15 protein-coding genes are annotated in these 15,361 nt (G+C 60.8%); 2 read left to right on the top strand and 13 right to left on the bottom strand.

The features are described from left to right. Positions 1 to 179: 179 nt before the first annotated feature. A complete protein-coding gene (gene ycaC, locus CLU80_RS00775) occupies positions 180 to 812 on the top strand; it encodes an isochorismate family cysteine hydrolase YcaC (protein WP_007916011.1) in 633 nt (210 codons plus the stop codon). A 73-nt stretch (positions 813 to 885) separates the two neighbouring features. Here the strand turns inward: ycaC and CLU80_RS00770 are convergent, their stop codons facing one another. From CLU80_RS00770 to CLU80_RS00745, 6 genes are all read right to left on the bottom strand, one after another. Continuing rightward, positions 886 to 1,806 carry a LysR family transcriptional regulator gene (locus CLU80_RS00770; RefSeq protein WP_099756478.1) on the bottom strand — a complete coding sequence of 307 codons (921 nt, stop codon included), beginning with the start codon at positions 1,804 to 1,806 and terminating at the stop codon, positions 886 to 888. A gap of 93 nt (positions 1,807 to 1,899) precedes the next feature. Further along, positions 1,900 to 2,610: an SDR family NAD(P)-dependent oxidoreductase gene (locus tag CLU80_RS00765; RefSeq protein ID WP_099756477.1), complete on the bottom strand. Its 711-nt coding sequence runs from the start codon at positions 2,608 to 2,610 to the stop codon at positions 1,900 to 1,902. Between the two features lie 49 nt (positions 2,611 to 2,659). Then, entirely contained in the window at positions 2,660 to 3,316 is a 657-nt protein-coding gene (locus CLU80_RS00760) for a DsbA family oxidoreductase (protein ID WP_099756476.1), read from the bottom strand. Beyond that, a complete protein-coding gene (locus tag CLU80_RS00755; protein ID WP_016987787.1) occupies positions 3,313 to 3,528 on the bottom strand; it encodes a tautomerase family protein in 216 nt (71 codons plus the stop codon). Before CLU80_RS00755 ends, CLU80_RS00760 begins: the two co-directional genes overlap by 4 nt. A 168-nt stretch (positions 3,529 to 3,696) precedes the next feature. Further along, positions 3,697 to 4,392, bottom strand: coding sequence for a tRNA (adenine(22)-N(1))-methyltransferase (locus CLU80_RS00750; protein WP_286079813.1), 696 nt, complete (start codon positions 4,390 to 4,392; stop codon positions 3,697 to 3,699). 123 nt (positions 4,393 to 4,515) lie between these two features. Continuing rightward, complete coding sequence (locus tag CLU80_RS00745) at positions 4,516 to 5,565, bottom strand: NAD(P)-dependent alcohol dehydrogenase (RefSeq protein WP_093431666.1); 1,050 nt, start codon at positions 5,563 to 5,565, stop codon at positions 4,516 to 4,518. A 188-nt stretch (positions 5,566 to 5,753) separates the two neighbouring features. Here CLU80_RS00745 and CLU80_RS00740 point away from each other — a divergent pair, with 188 nt between their 5' ends. Further along, positions 5,754 to 6,680 carry a Gfo/Idh/MocA family protein gene (locus CLU80_RS00740; protein WP_099756474.1) on the top strand — a complete coding sequence of 309 codons (927 nt, stop codon included), beginning with the start codon at positions 5,754 to 5,756 and terminating at the stop codon, positions 6,678 to 6,680. A gap of 78 nt (positions 6,681 to 6,758) precedes the next feature. On the opposite strand, the gene CLU80_RS00735 is transcribed toward CLU80_RS00740, so the two are convergent. The 7 genes from CLU80_RS00735 to CLU80_RS00705 all read right to left on the bottom strand — a co-directional run bounded on the left by CLU80_RS00735 (position 6,759) and on the right by CLU80_RS00705 (position 15,209). Continuing rightward, positions 6,759 to 7,697: an AraC family transcriptional regulator gene (locus tag CLU80_RS00735; RefSeq protein ID WP_099756473.1), complete on the bottom strand. Its 939-nt coding sequence runs from the start codon at positions 7,695 to 7,697 to the stop codon at positions 6,759 to 6,761. Between the two features lie 11 nt (positions 7,698 to 7,708). Beyond that, positions 7,709 to 8,542, bottom strand: coding sequence for an oxidoreductase (locus CLU80_RS00730; RefSeq protein ID WP_099756472.1), 834 nt, complete (start codon positions 8,540 to 8,542; stop codon positions 7,709 to 7,711). 172 nt (positions 8,543 to 8,714) lie between these two features. Continuing rightward, on the bottom strand, positions 8,715 to 9,977 hold the full coding sequence (locus CLU80_RS00725; protein ID WP_099756471.1) for an NAD(P)/FAD-dependent oxidoreductase: 1,263 nt from the start codon (positions 9,975 to 9,977) through the stop codon (positions 8,715 to 8,717). Then, a complete protein-coding gene (locus CLU80_RS00720) occupies positions 9,967 to 11,559 on the bottom strand; it encodes an aldehyde dehydrogenase (NADP(+)) (RefSeq protein WP_099756470.1) in 1,593 nt (530 codons plus the stop codon). The genes CLU80_RS00725 and CLU80_RS00720 overlap by 11 nt, the downstream gene beginning before the upstream one ends. A gap of 72 nt (positions 11,560 to 11,631) precedes the next feature. After that, complete coding sequence (locus CLU80_RS00715) at positions 11,632 to 12,579, bottom strand: dihydrodipicolinate synthase family protein (protein WP_007916052.1); 948 nt, start codon at positions 12,577 to 12,579, stop codon at positions 11,632 to 11,634. A gap of 55 nt (positions 12,580 to 12,634) precedes the next feature. Continuing rightward, the gene (locus CLU80_RS00710; protein WP_093431672.1) at positions 12,635 to 13,561 is read right to left on the bottom strand and encodes a 4-hydroxyproline epimerase; all 927 of its coding nucleotides are present in this window, start codon (positions 13,559 to 13,561) and stop codon (positions 12,635 to 12,637) included. Positions 13,562 to 13,583: 22 nt separating this feature from the next. After that, complete coding sequence (locus tag CLU80_RS00705; RefSeq protein WP_099756469.1) at positions 13,584 to 15,209, bottom strand: APC family permease; 1,626 nt, start codon at positions 15,207 to 15,209, stop codon at positions 13,584 to 13,586. Between the last annotated feature and the right edge of the window lie 152 nt (positions 15,210 to 15,361).

The raw sequence follows: 15,361 nt of genomic DNA, 5'->3' as shown, positions 1-15,361 counted from the left end.
TTTTTGCTCAACAGCACGCGCTCGTGGGCGAAGTGGCGCGATTGTGGTCGCTAGAGATTGTCCTTTTTGAGTTGACGGATAAACGCTTTTCAGCCGATTTATCCCGTCCCTGTGCGTCAGTAATCTGTACCCAACTTGAACGCAACAACAACTTCAAAAACTCAAAAGGGAAGCAAATCATGACCACTCCAACCTACAACCGCCTCAACAAAGATGACGCCATTGTGCTGCTGGTCGACCACCAGACCGGTCTGATTTCTCTGGTGCAGGACTTCTCGCCAAACGAGTTCAAGAACAACGTGCTGGCCCTGGCCGATCTGGCGAAGTTCTTCGAACTGCCAACCATCCTCACCACCAGTTTCGAACAAGGCCCGAACGGCCCGCTGGTGCCAGAGCTGAAAGAGATGTTCCCGGACGCGCCGTACATCGCCCGTCCAGGCCAGATCAACGCCTGGGACAACGAAGATTTTGTGAAAGCGATCAAAGCCACCGGTCGCAAGCAGATCATCATTGCCGGTGTGGTAACGGATGTCTGCGTAGCGTTCCCGACCTTGTCGGCGCTGGCAGAAGGGTTTGACGTGTTTGTGGTGACCGACGCTTCCGGCACCTTTAACACCACCGTGCAGCAAGCCGCATGGAGCCGCATGACCCAGGCCGGTGCGCAGATGATGAACTGGTTCTCGGTGGCCTGTGAGCTGCACCGCGACTGGCGCAACGATATTGAAGGCTTGGGTAATCTGCTGTCGCAGCGCATCCCCAACTACCGCAACCTGATGAACAGCTACTCGGCGCTGACCGCTCAGCAGAAGTAAGCCTGCGCGATCCGGACAAAAGCCTGCCCTGAAAAGCAGGCTTTTGTCATTTGTTGCGCCGATTTAATCCGCGTTAACCGGCCCACTCATCACGAAACTGCAGCAGAAAATCGACAAACGCCCTGACCCGTTGCGGCACATACCGGCCGTGCGGGTAGAGCAAGGTGTAAGGTCGCGAGCGCCCGGCGTAAGGTTGCAGAACCTCGACGAGGCTGCCGTCGGCCAGTTCTTTTTCGACAATGAATTTGTAGGTCTGAAAGACCCCGGCGCCATGCTTGGCCAAGGTCACGCCACCGAGCACATCATCGGAACAGGAGTAGCCGCCGTCGGAATACACTTCACGGTCGTGGCCGTTTTCCTCGAACAGCCAGGAGATCCGCCGTCCGCTGCTCGGCAGTTCGAACTGAATGCATTCATGTTGCACCAGGTCTTCCAGCGTCTGCGGTGTGCCAGCCTTTTTCAGATAGTCGGGAGACGCGACCACCACCAGTTTTGCATCCTCCAACAGGCGCGCGACCATGGTCGAGTCCGGTTGGGCGCGGACGCGGATCGCCAGATCGTAGCCTTCGCCGACGAAGTCGATATTGCGGTTGCCCAAGTGGATGTCGACGGTGACGTCGGGATAGAGCGCACGGAATTTCGGCAGCAGCGGCAGGATGCGGTGATGGCCGTAAGTGGTGGGAAGGCTGATGCGCAACTGACCGGACGGTGAGGTCTGTGCGCCCATGACTTCTTGTTGCGCTTCGACCAGTTGAGTCAGGGCCTGGCTGCACTGCAGGAAAAAGTTTCTACCGGCCTCGGTCAAGCGAATGCTGCGGGTAGTGCGGGCAAACAAGCGTGAACCCAAGCGCTTTTCCAGACGCAGAATCGACCGGCTCACAGCGGCCGGCGTAACGCCTGCAAGCTGGGCGGCAGCGGTGAAACTGCCGGCTTCAGCGGCGAGGCAAAAGAGTTCGATGCTGCCTAACTGCAAGTCTTCAAAGTGGCGCTTCATGGGATAAGCCTGAGGATCAACTGACGGTTCATCTTCAGGCTTATCTCATGAAGCGGCACCGCCGGTACACACCGACGATGCAGCAGGGAGGAGTCAATGGCCAGCGCTTTGACCACCGTCGACATGGAGGATTTCGCCAGTGACGAAGTTCGCGCCGTCCAGGTACAGGATCGCCTGCACGATGTCATCGATCTCGCCCATATGCCCGACCGGGTGCAGGCTGCCGAGGGCGGCGTGAGTTTCTTCGCCGTGCATCGGCGTTTTGATGATGCCGGGCGATACCGCGTTTACCCGAATGCCGCGCTTGGCGTACTCGATGGCCAGAGACTTGGTCGCCGCGTTGATGCCACCCTTGGTCAGCGAAGCGAGCACCGATGGCACGCCGTCAATCGCGTGGTCGACCAAGCTGGTGGTGACGCTGACAATATGGCCGCTGGCGTTTTTCTCCATTTCGGCAATCGCCAGTTGCGAGATATGGAAGAAGCCGCTCATGTTGGTCGCCACCACTTGTGCGTAGTCTTCCTGGCTGTATTCAGTGAAAGGCTTGGCGACGAAGATCCCGGCGTTGTTGACCAACGTGTCGATACGTCCGAAACGTGCAACGGCTTCGCGGATCACGCGCTCGGCGGTCTGCGGGTCGGCGATGTCACCGGCGACGGCGAGAATGTCCGGGTCAGTGGACGGTTTGATCGAGCGGGATGTCGCGACAACCTGATAGCCGCGCTCACGGAATCCCTTGACCAGGCCTGCGCCAATGCCTTGCGAGGCGCCGGTAATCACTACAACTTTCTTGGACGTGCTCATGATGTCTCCTCATGCAATCTGGATGGTTTGAATAAACGGATTTCGAAGGTCAGGCGTGAGCCGCAACCTGTGCTGCCTGACGTAGCGCTTGCTCGTAATAAGCAACGGATTGGGAACCGGGGATGACCTGTTTGTCGTCGATCACCATGGCCGGAACCGAATCGATGCCGCGTTGCTGATAAAACCGTTCGAGTTCGCGTACTGGCTGGCTGAACTCAGCGGTGGCCAGCAGCGCTTGCGCACGCGGGCCGTCGAGTCCGACTGCTTCTGCCAGCGTCACCAGCGTGGCGTGGCCATTCGGGTTCTTGCCGTCAGTGAAGTAAGCCTTGAGCAAGGCCTGCTTCAACTCACGCTGACGTCCTTGGGTGGCGGCCCAGAACAGCAGTCGATGGGCGTCGAAGGTGTTGTGGAAATGGCTGCGTTTTTCCAGGTCGAAGTGAAAACCGATCTGCTTGCCGCGCTCGACGATCATCGCGTTGCGGTCCGCCACTTGCTCGGCGCTGCGTCCGTATTTGCGCATCATGTGCTCGATGGCGTGTTCACCTTCGGCGGACATGTCCGGATTCAGTTCGAACGGTTTGTAGGTCAAATCCACGTCGACTTCGCCTGCCAGGTTGCGGATCGCTTGCTCCAGAGCGGTGGCGCCCAACGCACACCAGGGGCAAACGACATCCGAGACGAAATCGATTTTCACGGCCCGGCTCATGACTGCGAGTCCGCCAACTGCTGGCGATATTCGGTGGTGGTAATGCCGGCATAACCCCAGTTATCGGTGTCGACTTCTTCGATCACGATGTGGGTGAGTTTCGGATCCTTGTGCAGCACCCGCTGCATCGTTTCGGTGATTTCCTTGATGACCTGGGCTTTCTGCTCCCGGGTCACGCCGTCACGGGTGATACGTACGCTGATGAAAGGCATTTGGGGTATCTCCAGTCGCTGGCCCGTCGGAGTGATGGGCGGCTGTTGGAGAGGACTTTAGGGGGAGGGCTGGAATTGATAAATGGGGCTTGAGGTACATCATTTGTGATGTGGTGTATCAAATGAGGGCGTGAGGACTCAGGTGATCCTGGCGCGAAACGCTGGCGCTCAGGCCAGCAGTTCGTTGATCCAGCGTGCTTGTCGGGTGATGTCCTGCAGCTTTTGCTCAGGCAGATTGTGCTGCACGCGAGCGAGATGGCTCAGGGTCTTTTGCTTGTGGCGGAGTTTGTGCTGCCACTTGGTCAGGAATGCGGGGCTGCGGGTCTGCAGGTGCAAGGGGCCGAAGTACAGTTCCTGGTCGGAATAGCTCACCGGTTCGGCGCGTTCGGCGACGATGATTTCGTAGTCGAAGCGGTTTTCCCGCAGCACTTCTTCGCTGAGGATGCGGTAGCCGTTTTCCATCAGCCACTGGCGCAGGGGTTGTTCACCGCCGTTGGGCTGCAGGATCAGACGTTCCTGGCCGCTGAGGTGAGCCTTGCCGCTGTCGAGGATGTCGCGGATGGTTTCGCCGCCCATGCCGCAGACGCTGACGGCGGTGATGCCATCGCAGGCTTTGATCGCCGCCAAACCATCAGCCAGGCGCACGCTGATGTGCTGTTGCAGATCGTTCTCGCGCACGGTGCGTTCGGCCGCGTGGAACGGCGTCGCCGCAACCTCGCCAGCCACTGCCGCAGTGATCGAGCCACGACGCATCAGCGCCACCGGCAGATAGCCGTGATCCGAGCCGATATCGGCCAGTCGCGCACCGGCCGGCACGTGGGCGGCCACGCGTTCAAGGCGCATGGACAATGTCTGTTCGTTCAACGGCAACCCCTTGATGGCAGGCAAAGGGGTGCGACTCTGGCGAGCAACGTCGGGCCTGTCAAATCCCGGCGACGGAATTCAATGGCCCATTGGCCGCACTTAATGGCCAATGGGCGCTGAGGCTTAGCCGGCCAACGTTGCGTTATCGATCACGAAACGATACTTCACATCACCCTTGAGCATGCGCTCGTAGGCGTCGTTGATCTGGTCGGCGCGGATCAGTTCGATGTCGGAAACGATGCCGTGCTCGGCGCAGAAATCCAGCATCTCCTGGGTTTCCGGAATGCCGCCGATCATCGAGCCGGCAATCGTGCGGCGCTTCATGATCAGATTGAACACGTTCGGCGAAGGGTGCGAGGTGGCCGGCGCACCCACCAGCGTCAAGGCCCCGTCACGCTTGAGCAGCACGAGGAATGCATCGAGATCGTGCGGCGCGGCGACGGTGTTGAGGATCAAGTCGAAACTCTTGGCGTGGGCGGCCATTTCTTCGGCATTGCGCGATACCACTACTTCATCGGCACCCAAGGCTTTGGCCGCTTCGCGTTTGGATTCGGAGGTGGTGAACGCCACAACGTGGGCGCCCAAGGCGTGGGCCAGTTTGATGCCCATGTGGCCGAGGCCGCCGATGCCGACCACACCGACTTTTTTGCCCGGGCCAGCGTTCCAGTGGCGCAACGGCGAGTAGGTGGTGATGCCGGCACACAGCAGCGGTGCGACGGCGGCCAGTTGCGCTTCGGGATGACGGATGCGCAGCACGTAGCGTTCATGCACGACGATGTTTTGCGAGTAGCCGCCCAGCGTCCAGCCCGGTGCATCCGGGGTCGGGAAGTTGTAGGTGCCGATCATGCCGTCGCAGTAGTTTTCCAGCCCGCTTTCGCAGTCATCGCAATGTTTGCAGCTGTCGACGATGCAACCGACGCCGACCAGATCACCAACCTTGAAATCCGCGACGTGCGCGCCGACGGCCGAAACACGACCGACAATTTCGTGCCCCGGTACGCACGGGAACTGCGTACCGGCCCATTCCGCCCGTACCTGGTGCAGGTCGGAATGGCAGATGCCACAGAACGCGATGTCGATCTGCACATCATGGGCGGCCGGCGCGCGGCGGTTGATCTGCATCGGCTCAAGGGGTTTGTCGCCAGCGTGGGCACCGTAGGCTTGAACAAGCATGGGAACATCCTCAATCGGTTTGTCGTAAGGCATTGTTGCTTGTTCAGCGCTGCGGGCAGTAGTGCATTCCTGTGCAATCCTTGCCTGATCCTGTGCGTCGTTGTGACATTGCGCGGACAGACGCTCGTGGCGTTTGCAGGTAATCTCCCGGTTCACTGACGACAACAAAATCAAAACAGGAGTCATTGATGCAACCAATCCGTCTCGGTCTGGTGGGCTACGGCAAGATCGCCCAGGATCAACACGTCCCGGCGATCAACGCCAATCCCGCTTTCCACTTGGTCTCCGTCGCCACTCAAGGCAAACCCTGCGCGGGCGTGGAGAACTTCCAGTCCTTGAGCGAGTTGCTCGAAAACGGTCCGCCGGTGGATGCGATTGCCTTCTGCACGCCGCCGCAAGGTCGTTTTGCGCTGGTGCAGCAAGCACTGGCCGCCGGCAAACACGTGCTGGTGGAAAAACCGCCGTGTGCCACCTTGGGCGAGGCGCTGGCGCTGGTCGATCAGGCTGCCGGGCAGGGCGTCAGCGCCTTGTTTGCCTGGCACTCACGCTACGCGCCCGGCGTCGAAGCCGCCCGCGACTGGCTCGCCTCGCGCACCCTGCAAAGCGTGCAGATCGACTGGAAAGAAGACGTGCGCAAATGGCACCCTGGTCAGGCCTGGATCTGGCAACCCGGCGGCCTCGGCGTATTCGATCCGGGCATCAATGCCTTGTCGATCGTCACTCATTTGCTGGCGCTGCCGTTGTTTGTCGAATCGGCTGAACTGCGCGTGCCAAGCAACTGCCAGTCGCCAATTGCCGCGTCGATCAAAATGTCCGACCCGCGCTGCCTCGATGTGCGCGCAGAGTTTGATTTTGACCATGGGCATGATGAGCTGTGGAGCATTGAGGTGCGTTGCGCTGAAGGCGTGTTGCGCCTGGATAACGGCGGCGCGCTGTTGAGCATTGACGGTGTGCGCCAAGCGGTGTCGGAGGAGGGTGAGTACGCAGCGGTGTATCGGCATTTTCAGCAGTTGATTGGCGACAAGGCCAGTGACCTGGATGTGCAGCCGTTGCGCTTGGTGGCGGACAGTTTTTTTGTCGGCAGTCGGGTGTTGGTTGAGGCGTTTTACGACTAGTGCACCTTCAGCGCTCACCGCTACACACAACGAAAAAAGCCTGCCCTGAAAAGCAGGTTTTCGTTTGTGGCGTGACCGTCAATGCGACGAAACATACTCCGACGGTGTGGTTGGCAATGGCAGTGCATACGTTGCCTTCATCCACTCGATCTCTGCCTGTGGCGTCCTGCCGAAGAAGCGTTTGAACTCGCGACTGAATTGCGAAGCACTTTCATAGCCAACGTTGAAGGCGGCTGCCGAGGCACTCATGGCCTGGCGCAACATCAACAGGCGCGCCTGATGCAAACGCGTCGACTTCAAATACTGCATGGGTGAGGTGTCGGTCACGCTGCGAAAGTGCAGGTGGAAGTTCGGCACGCTCATGCTCGCTTCATGGGCCAGTTGCTCGACGTCGAGTCGCTGCTGATAACAACTATGGATCTTGCGGATCGCACGACTCACTTTGCCGAAATGTCCCTGCCGGTTGAGCGCGGCGCGCATGGAGCCACCTTGCTCGCCGGTCAGGATGCGGTAATAGATTTCCCGCAACAGTGCCGGCCCGAGGATTTGCGCTTCGCCGGCAACGCTCATCGCTTCCAGAAAACGCAGGGTGGTTGCCCGCAGTGAAGCGTCCATCGGCGAGGCATACATACCTTTGGGCGGGGCATCGCTTGGGCCATGCACGTCATCCACTTGCAGCATCAACTCGCTGGCCAACTGGAAATCGAGGTGCATGTAGATCGCGAGCATCGGCTCGGTCTCAGTGGCATCGGTCTCCATGGTGAAGGGGATCGGCACCGAGACCACCAGATAGTGCTGGGCGTCATAGACGTAGGTGTCCTCTCCCAGATAGCCGCGTTTGCGGCCCTGGCAGAGAATCACGATGCCGGGGTCATACAGCACCGGGGTGCGCGTCAGGGGGCGATTCGAACGCAGGAAGCGCACGCCTTCGAGGGCGCTGAGGTTGTAGCCCTCGATCGGTGCGAGGGCTTTCATGAGCTGCACCATGCGCGCGGTGCCTGCATCGACCTGCGTCATCACATCCTCTCTCAATGATCGGTGGACCGGCTCAGCGTTTCCCATTGGTCAATCTCGCTGGCAGCATTTTTCAGTTTGTCACGGACCAGACGCAAGGCGTCACTGCCCAATAGCAAATGGGCCGGTGGTGTCGGGCTGGCGATGATCTGCAGCATCGCTTGGGCAGCCTTTTGCGGGTCGCCGAGTTGCTTGCCGCTTTTCTCTTCGCGGGCTTTGCGGATCGGATCGAAACTGGCGTCATAGTCGGCAATGCTGCGCGCGGTGCGTTGCATCGAACGGCCCGCCCAATCCGTGCGGAACGAACCCGGTGCGACGGCAGTGACGAAGATGTTGAACGGCTGCAGCTCCTTGCTCAGGGTATCGGAGATCCCTTCGAGCGCAAATTTGCTACCGCAGTAGTAAGCGATGCCCGGCATGGTAATGGTGCCACCCATGGAGGTGATATTGAGGATGTGCCCCGCACGACGCTGGCGAAAGAAGGGCAGAAACGCTTTGATCACCGCCACCGCGCCGAACACGTTGACGTCGAATTGACGACGCATGTCTTGCAGCGGTGATTCTTCGCAAATGCCTTCGTGGCCATATCCGGCGTTGTTGACCAAAACGTCGACGGGGCCGTGAGTGGCTTCGACTTGCGCAACGACGCTGTCGATCCGCTCGAAATCAGTGACGTCCAGCACCACCCCGTAAGCGTTGTCCGGGGACAGTGCCTGGAAGTTTTTCAGGTCGGTTTCATTGCGCACAGTGCCGATGACACGGTGGCCGTTGGCAATGGCTTCATTGGCCAGCGCATGGCCGAAACCGCTGCTGACGCCGGTGATGAACAGGGTTTTAGTGTGAGTCATGTCGAGCTCCCATTGGGTCAGGTCTGAGTCCATGGTAGCGATCAGCAAACGGGGCACCTATGCCGGTTTATCTTCGAGCATTGCCTATTCCTATCGGGCGCTCTTGATGTTGAAAAAAAACGGCGGCAACGCAGCTACGCTCGCTCACCGTCGAACTTGCAGATCAGTGCCGTCAGAAACGCGCCAACCTATAGGGCTCGCCACTCGGCAATGCCGTTGCCGGGAAGGCGTACAGGCCCGCCATCCGCACCACCATCTCCGCCGTCACCGCCGCCTGCGTCAGCCCCAGATGCTGATGCCCAAAAGCAAGCAACACCTTGCCCCCGCACACCTGATCGATCACCGGTAATGAATCGGGCAATGACGGTCGAAAACCCATCCACGGCGTCGCTGCTTCAGCATTCAGATCCTGGCGAAACAAGCCCTGACTCAACCGATGCAATTGCCACGCGCGCTCCATGTTCGGTGGTTTCTCCAGTCCGGCGAATTCAACCGTGCCAGCCAGGCGCAACCCTTCGGACATTGGCGTCATGATGAATTTGCGCTCCAGCGAGGTCACGGGGAAGGGCAGTCGGTCGTGTTCCTGCGGCAGCATCAGGTGATAGCCGCGCTCGGTGTCCAGTGGGACTTTTTTGCCGGTGAGGGCGGCGGTGAGTTTTGCTGAATGTGCGCCGCAGGCGATCAGGACGCGGCTGGCAGTCAGGCCGCCATTGCCAGTGGTCAGCGTAACCCCGTGCTCCTGCACGTAGCCGCCCTGAACCTGTTGCTGGACAAAACTCACGCCGCTGGCCTTGGCCGCTTCGACCAGTTCGCACACCACGCGGTAGGGATCGATAAAGTGCCCGGTGCGTGGAAAGAACAAACCGCCCTGGATCTGTTCACTGAGTTGCGGCGCGGTTTCGCGGATGGCACCGGCCTGCCAGTAATCGACCGGTACCTGCTGCTGATGCAGGCGAGCCTGTAATGCCTGGATGGCCTGACGCGATTCGGGGCGTTCGAACACCAGCAGCGAACCATCGATCTTCAGCAAGTCCGGCCTCTGGATGTCGGCGAGCAAGCGCTGCCAGGCGTCCAGGCTGTTTTCATTGAGCGCGCGCAAACCCGCCACGGTGTTCTGAAAAGACACCGGGCGCAGATTCAGCAGCAGGCGGGTGAACCATGGCAGGGCGCGCGGCAGGTATTTCCAGTCCAGTCGCAACGGCCCCATCGGGTCCATCAGCATGGCCGGCAGGCGCTTGAGGATGGACACGTCGGCAATCGGAAATACCTGCTCGGTCGCCAGATGCCCGGCGTTGCCGAACGAGGCGCCGTGGCCGGGTTGCTGCTGATCGATCACGACCACGCGCAACCCTTGGCGAGCCAGACGCAGTGCGCAGGCGACGCCGATGATGCCGGCGCCGACCACGGCGATGTCGTGGGAGCCGTTATTCGCCATGGTGCTGCGCTTCCCTTTGGCCATCGAGCAGACGGCGCAATTGCAGCGGATTGGCCTGTTTCAGTGCGGTAGGCAACAAGCTGTCCGGGAAGTCCTGATAGCACACCGGGCGCAGGAACCGCAGGATCGCCGCAGTACCGACCGAAGTCGTGCGGGCGTCGGAGGTGGCCGGGAAAGGCCCGCCATGCACCATCGCGTCACACACCTCGACGCCGGTTGGCCAGCCGTTGACCAGCAACCGGCCGGCCTTGCGTTCCAGCGTCGGCAGCAGAGCGCGGGCCTGTTGCAGGTCTGGCTCATCCAGGTGCAACGTCGCGGTCAACTGGCCTTCCAGGTGTTCCGCGACCTGGCGTATTTCCGCTTCACTGCCGCATTGCACGATCAGCGCCGCCGCACCGAACGCTTCGGCTTGCAGGCGCTGATCGGCGAGAAAGTCGGCGGCTTCGGTCACGAATACATGGGCCTGGCATTGATTCGGGCCGTTGCCGGTCTGACCGATGCCGGTGATGCGTGCAGCGGCATTTTCGGCCAGCGCATTCACGGCAGATTCGTAAGCACTGAAGATGCCGGGTGTCAGCATCGTCTGCGCGGGGCTGCGTTGAATCACCTCGGCGGTGGCGGCGATGAACTTGTCCAACGCCGGTCCTTTCAAGGCAATCACCAAGCCCGGATTGGTGCAAAACTGGCCCGCGCCTAATGTCAGCGAAGCCACAAACCCTTCCGCCAATGCTTGCGTGCGTTTATCCAGCGCCGCCGGAAACAGCAACACCGGATTGATCGAACTCATTTCCGCGTACACCGGAATCGGCTCGGGCCGCGCTTGCGCCGCTTGCATCAGCGCCAGACCACCGCTACGCGAGCCGGTGAAACCCACTGCGTTAATCCGTGGATCCGTGACCAGCGCAATGCCCACTTCGCGGCCGGAACCGTACAGCAACGAGAACACGCCTTCCGGCAAACCACAGTTTTTTACCGCCCGAGCGACGGCGCGGCCGACCAGTTCGCTGGTGCCGGGATGCGCACTGTGGGCCTTGACGATCACTGGGCAACCGGCGGCCAGCGCCGATGCGGTGTCACCGCCGGCCACGGAGAACGCCAGGGGGAAATTGCTCGCGCCAAACACCGCGACCGGCCCCAGCGCGATCTGCCGTTGACGCAGATCGGCGCGCGGCAACGGCTGGCGTTGCGGCTGCGCGCTATCGACACGCACATCCAGCCATTCACCGGCGCGGACCGTGCGAGCGAACATTCTCAGTTGTTGGCAAGTACGCCCGCGTTCACCTAGCAGACGCGCGTGCGGCAGGCCGGTTTCGGCGTGGGCACGGTCGATCAGTTCATCGCCGAGGCCTTCGATTTCTTCGGCAATGCATTGCAGGAATTCAGCGCGGACATTCAGGGTTGTCTCGCGATAAACATCGAACGCTGCCCAGGCCAGCGCGCAGGCCTGTTCGACATGCTCGGCCGCTCCACCGGCGTACGCCGGTTCCAGCGTTTCATTCGTAGCCGGATTGATCCCGCGAATGGCGCTGCGATTGCCGGCAATCATGTGTTGCCCGATCAGCATGTGGCCCGTCAAAGTCATGGTGTCTTCCTGATAAAAAGAGGGAGGCCTGCCGCGAATCACAAGGCTTCGCGGCAGGTGAGGGGGACGTGATCAGGCGAAGTTCTGTTCCGCCGACCAGTTCTCGTACCAGTGACGGAACAGCGAATACTGCTTCTCGGCATACCGCCGCTGCGAGTCGCTCAACGCATCGGTTTCGTTGAAGTGCAGGGTGTATTCCTTGTCGCCGTTGAGCACCATCAGGTGTTTGTAATACAGCACCAGGTCGCAGCCTTCATCGAACGACGACAGCACCGCCAGCGCCGATTCCAGTTCCCGCGCCTGACGCCGGGCCTTGGCGTCACCTTTGGCCGCTTGCTTGCTCAGGGCGACCAGTTGCAGCACCTCGCGGGGCAGGGCGTTGCCGATGCCGGTGATGGCGCCGGTGGCGTTGCAGTTGACGAAACCGTGCACCACTTGCGTGTCGACGCCGACCATCAAGGTCACGTCATCGTCCTTGGAGGTGATGTTTTCGGCGGCGTAACGCAGGTCGGCGCCACCGCCGAATTCCTTGAAGCCGATCAGATTCGGGTACTCGCGGCGCAGTTCGAAGAACAGGTCAGCGCGGGTGGCAAAGCCGTAGTAAGGGCTGTTGTAGATCACCGCCGGCAAATTTGGCGCGGCTTGCAGAATCGCGGCGAAATGGGCCTTTTGCGCGGTGACCGAAGCGCCGCGAGACAGGACGCGGGGAATCACCATCAAACCCTGCGCGCCGACTTTCGCCGCATGGGCCGCGTGGGAAACCGCTTCGCGTGAGTTCACCGCGCCAGTGCCCACGATCGTCGGAATGCCTGCCGCGACCAGACGCGCCACGCCTTCCTGACGCTCGGCCTCGGTCAGCAGCGGCCAGTCCCCCATCGAGCCGCAATAAACCACGGCGCTCATGCCGATATCGATCAGCTCGCGACCCTTGGCCACCAAGGCATCGAAGTCCGGTTTGCGCTGGGCGGTGCACGGGGTCATCAGGGCCGGCATGCAACCGGTGAAGATGTTGTCGCTCATTGTTTTAACTCCTTGGCACATCATTCAAATTGAGGTGAAAAGTCAGCGTGGCGGTTCAGATGCCCCACGCGAACGGGTCTGCTTCGTCGATCAGCAAGGTGCTGTCGGCGGTCATGTAAGCGCGGCCGGTGATGTACGGGCGGATGCGTTCGCCTTGCCATTCGAAGCGACCTTCAAACTGGCTGCCGGTGATGCTTGCCTGCACCCAGGTTGCGCCGGGTTGCAGCTTGTCGTCGGCGGCCAGACAGGCGAGTTTGGCGCTGGTGCCGGTGCCGCACGGGGAGCGGTCGTAGGCTTTGCCGGGGCACATGACGAAGTTGCGGCTGTCGGCCTGATCGTCATCGGCGAACAGTTCGATGTGATCGATCACCGCGCCGTCCTCGCCGTAAATGCCTTGGTCTTCGAGGGCCTTGAGCATGGCCCAGGTGTACGCCGTGAGGTGTTCGACGTTGTCCATGGTCAGCGTCTGACCGTGCTCGGAAACGAGGAAAAACCAGTTGCCGCCGTAGGCGATGTCGCCCAACACGCGGCCGTAACCCGGCACATCCACCGGCACCTGTTGGCGATGGCGATAAGCGGGGACGTTGCCCAGGGTGACGGTTCCGTCGTCATGCAACGTGGCGCTGACCGGGCCGACCGGGGTGTCGATTTTGTGCTCGCCCGGTTCGATTTGCCCCAGGTACTGCAGCGAGTTGATCAGGCCGATGGTGCCGTGGCCGCACATGCCGAGGTAGCCGGCGTTGTTGAAGAAGATCACCCCGCAAGTGGCGTCCGCCGAGACCGGTTCGCAATACAACGCGCCGACCAGCACATCATTGCCGCGCGGTTCCAGCAGGCAGGCGCGGCGCCATTGATCATGTTGAGTGCGCAGCGCATCGCGCTTCTCGACCATGCTGTTGCCGGGCAGCTCGGGGAAGCCGTTCATTACCAAGCGCGTCGGTTCACCGCCGGTGTGGGAATCAATCACGTGTACTCGTTTCATGAACATGTCCCGTTGGATGATTTCAGTAGGCGCCGGCAGGGCGCGCAGAGACGGTCGAGGCGGGGGCAGCGATTTCGCTTTCCTCGTCGTCCTCTTCCAGGCGCAGCAGATGCGCCGGTACACCGGTCGCCGCGCCCCAGTAGTAAATGCCGGTGGCACACGCCGCGACGACAAGGGTGTCGAATGGATGGGCGAGGATGCCGAGGCCGCCGAAGGTGCCGAGTTTCGACAGCACGATGGTCACCGCGTAGAAGGCGATCAGCCACGCCGAGGAACGCACTTGGCTGGCCAGATTCAGGTGAGCGGTTGGCACAAATCGACCGCACAGCAGATACACCACGAACATCAGGATCTGCAGACCGAGCAGCCACGACACGGTGCTCCAGCCCGACCAGTAGACGATCAGCGCGGCGATGATGAACGACACCGGCCCGAGCACGCCCATGCACTTGACCCGGAACGGCCGAGGCATGTCCGGCGCATTGCGGCGCAGCGCAGCCACCGACACCGGCGCCACGGCGTAGCTCAACACCAGCGCAGCGGAGACCACGTTGATCAGCGCCTCCCACGACGGGAACGGCAACGTCCAGAACACCGACAGGGCGAAGGTCAGCCACAGCGCCGGGCGCGGGATGCCGGACTTTTCATCGATGTGGGTGAAGACCTTGAAGAAGGTCCCGGTCTGCGCCCAGCCATAGATCACTCGCGGGGTCGCGTTCATGTAGATGTTGCCGCAGCCGCTCGGCGAGATCACCGCGTCGGCGACCACCAGATACGCCAGCCAGCCCACGCCCAGCGCCAGCGCGATATCGCGATACGGCAGGGCAAATTCCTTGCTGATTCCGGCCCAGCCGTTGGCGAGCATTTCCGTCGGGATGCTGCCAAGAAAGGCCATTTGCAGCAGCACGTAAATTAGTGTCGACAGCAGCACCGAGAGGATCAACGCAATGGGAATGGTGCGCTGCGGATTCTTCACTTCACTGGCCACCGAGATGATCGGCGTCAGGCCCAGATACGCGAAAATGATGCCACCCGCCGACACGGCCATCTCGACGCCGGACAGGCCAAACGGGGCAAAGCCTTGCACCTCGAAGTTGGCCGGTTTGAAGAAGGTGAACAGCACCCCGATCACCAGCAACGGCACGATGAATTTGAACACGCTGACCAGATTGTTGGCCTTGGCGAAGGTTTTCACGCTGCGGTAGTTGAGCAGGAAGAACACGCACAACAGCCCGAACTGCACCAGCCAGCCGAGAATCGTCGGATCGCCGGTGCCAGCTTTGGACAGGCCGGGAAACCACGCCGCTGCGTATTGGCGCGAAGCGACCACTTCGATGGCGACCAGACTGGAAAACGCAATCAGGGTGATGAAGCCCATCAAGTAGCCGAGCAGCGGCCCGTGGGAGTAAACCGGATAACGCACCACGCCGCCGGCACGCGGCAGTGCAGCGCCGAGTTCGCAATAGACGATGCCCAGCAACAACACGGCGAAGCCGCCCAGCAGCCAGGAAAAAATCCCCGCCGGGCCGGCAATGGCGGACACATGACTGGCCGCGAACAACCAGCCGGAACCGAAGATCGCCCCCAGCCCGATAAATGTGAGGTCGATCAGTGAAAGCTGTTTTTTGAACTTGCCTTGGCCTGACATGGCATCGCCTTCTTGTGAGTTATTGGATAGGCAGTTGTGTCACTGGGACGGCCAGACTTTGAACTCATCGACCTCGCGGCGATTGATGTTTTTTGCTGGCTTCGATGACGAAATCAGCACAATGACGCCGATAAAACATGGCCCTCGACACG

Origin of the sequence: Pseudomonas sp. 29, from assembly GCF_002754355.1 — a bacterium.
GTDB classification, from domain to species: Bacteria; Pseudomonadota; Gammaproteobacteria; order Pseudomonadales; family Pseudomonadaceae; genus Aquipseudomonas; species Aquipseudomonas neuropathica.
Note: the sequence above shows the minus strand (reverse complement) of the source record. Positions and strands in the feature narration are given on the sequence as shown.

Bases quoted from the DNA above. Each gene is read 5' to 3' on its own strand.
- ycaC (WP_007916011.1), top strand. From the start codon at position 180: ATGACCACTCCAACCTACAACCGCCTCAACAAAGATGACGCCATTGTG.
- CLU80_RS00770 (WP_099756478.1), bottom strand. From the start codon at position 1,806: ATGAAGCGCCACTTTGAAGACTTGCAGTTAGGCAGCATCGAACTCTTT.
- CLU80_RS00765 (WP_099756477.1), bottom strand. From the start codon at position 2,610: ATGAGCACGTCCAAGAAAGTTGTAGTGATTACCGGCGCCTCGCAAGGC.
- CLU80_RS00760 (WP_099756476.1), bottom strand. From the start codon at position 3,316: ATGAGCCGGGCCGTGAAAATCGATTTCGTCTCGGATGTCGTTTGCCCC.
- CLU80_RS00755 (WP_016987787.1), bottom strand. From the start codon at position 3,528: ATGCCTTTCATCAGCGTACGTATCACCCGTGACGGCGTGACCCGGGAG.
- CLU80_RS00745 (WP_093431666.1), bottom strand. From the start codon at position 5,565: ATGCTTGTTCAAGCCTACGGTGCCCACGCTGGCGACAAACCCCTTGAG.
- CLU80_RS00740 (WP_099756474.1), top strand. From the start codon at position 5,754: ATGCAACCAATCCGTCTCGGTCTGGTGGGCTACGGCAAGATCGCCCAG.
- CLU80_RS00735 (WP_099756473.1), bottom strand. From the start codon at position 7,697: ATGACGCAGGTCGATGCAGGCACCGCGCGCATGGTGCAGCTCATGAAA.
- CLU80_RS00730 (WP_099756472.1), bottom strand. From the start codon at position 8,542: ATGACTCACACTAAAACCCTGTTCATCACCGGCGTCAGCAGCGGTTTC.
- CLU80_RS00725 (WP_099756471.1), bottom strand. From the start codon at position 9,977: ATGGCGAATAACGGCTCCCACGACATCGCCGTGGTCGGCGCCGGCATC.
- CLU80_RS00720 (WP_099756470.1), bottom strand. From the start codon at position 11,559: ATGACTTTGACGGGCCACATGCTGATCGGGCAACACATGATTGCCGGC.
- CLU80_RS00715 (WP_007916052.1), bottom strand. From the start codon at position 12,579: ATGAGCGACAACATCTTCACCGGTTGCATGCCGGCCCTGATGACCCCG.
- CLU80_RS00710 (WP_093431672.1), bottom strand. From the start codon at position 13,561: ATGAAACGAGTACACGTGATTGATTCCCACACCGGCGGTGAACCGACG.
- CLU80_RS00705 (WP_099756469.1), bottom strand. From the start codon at position 15,209: ATGTCAGGCCAAGGCAAGTTCAAAAAACAGCTTTCACTGATCGACCTC.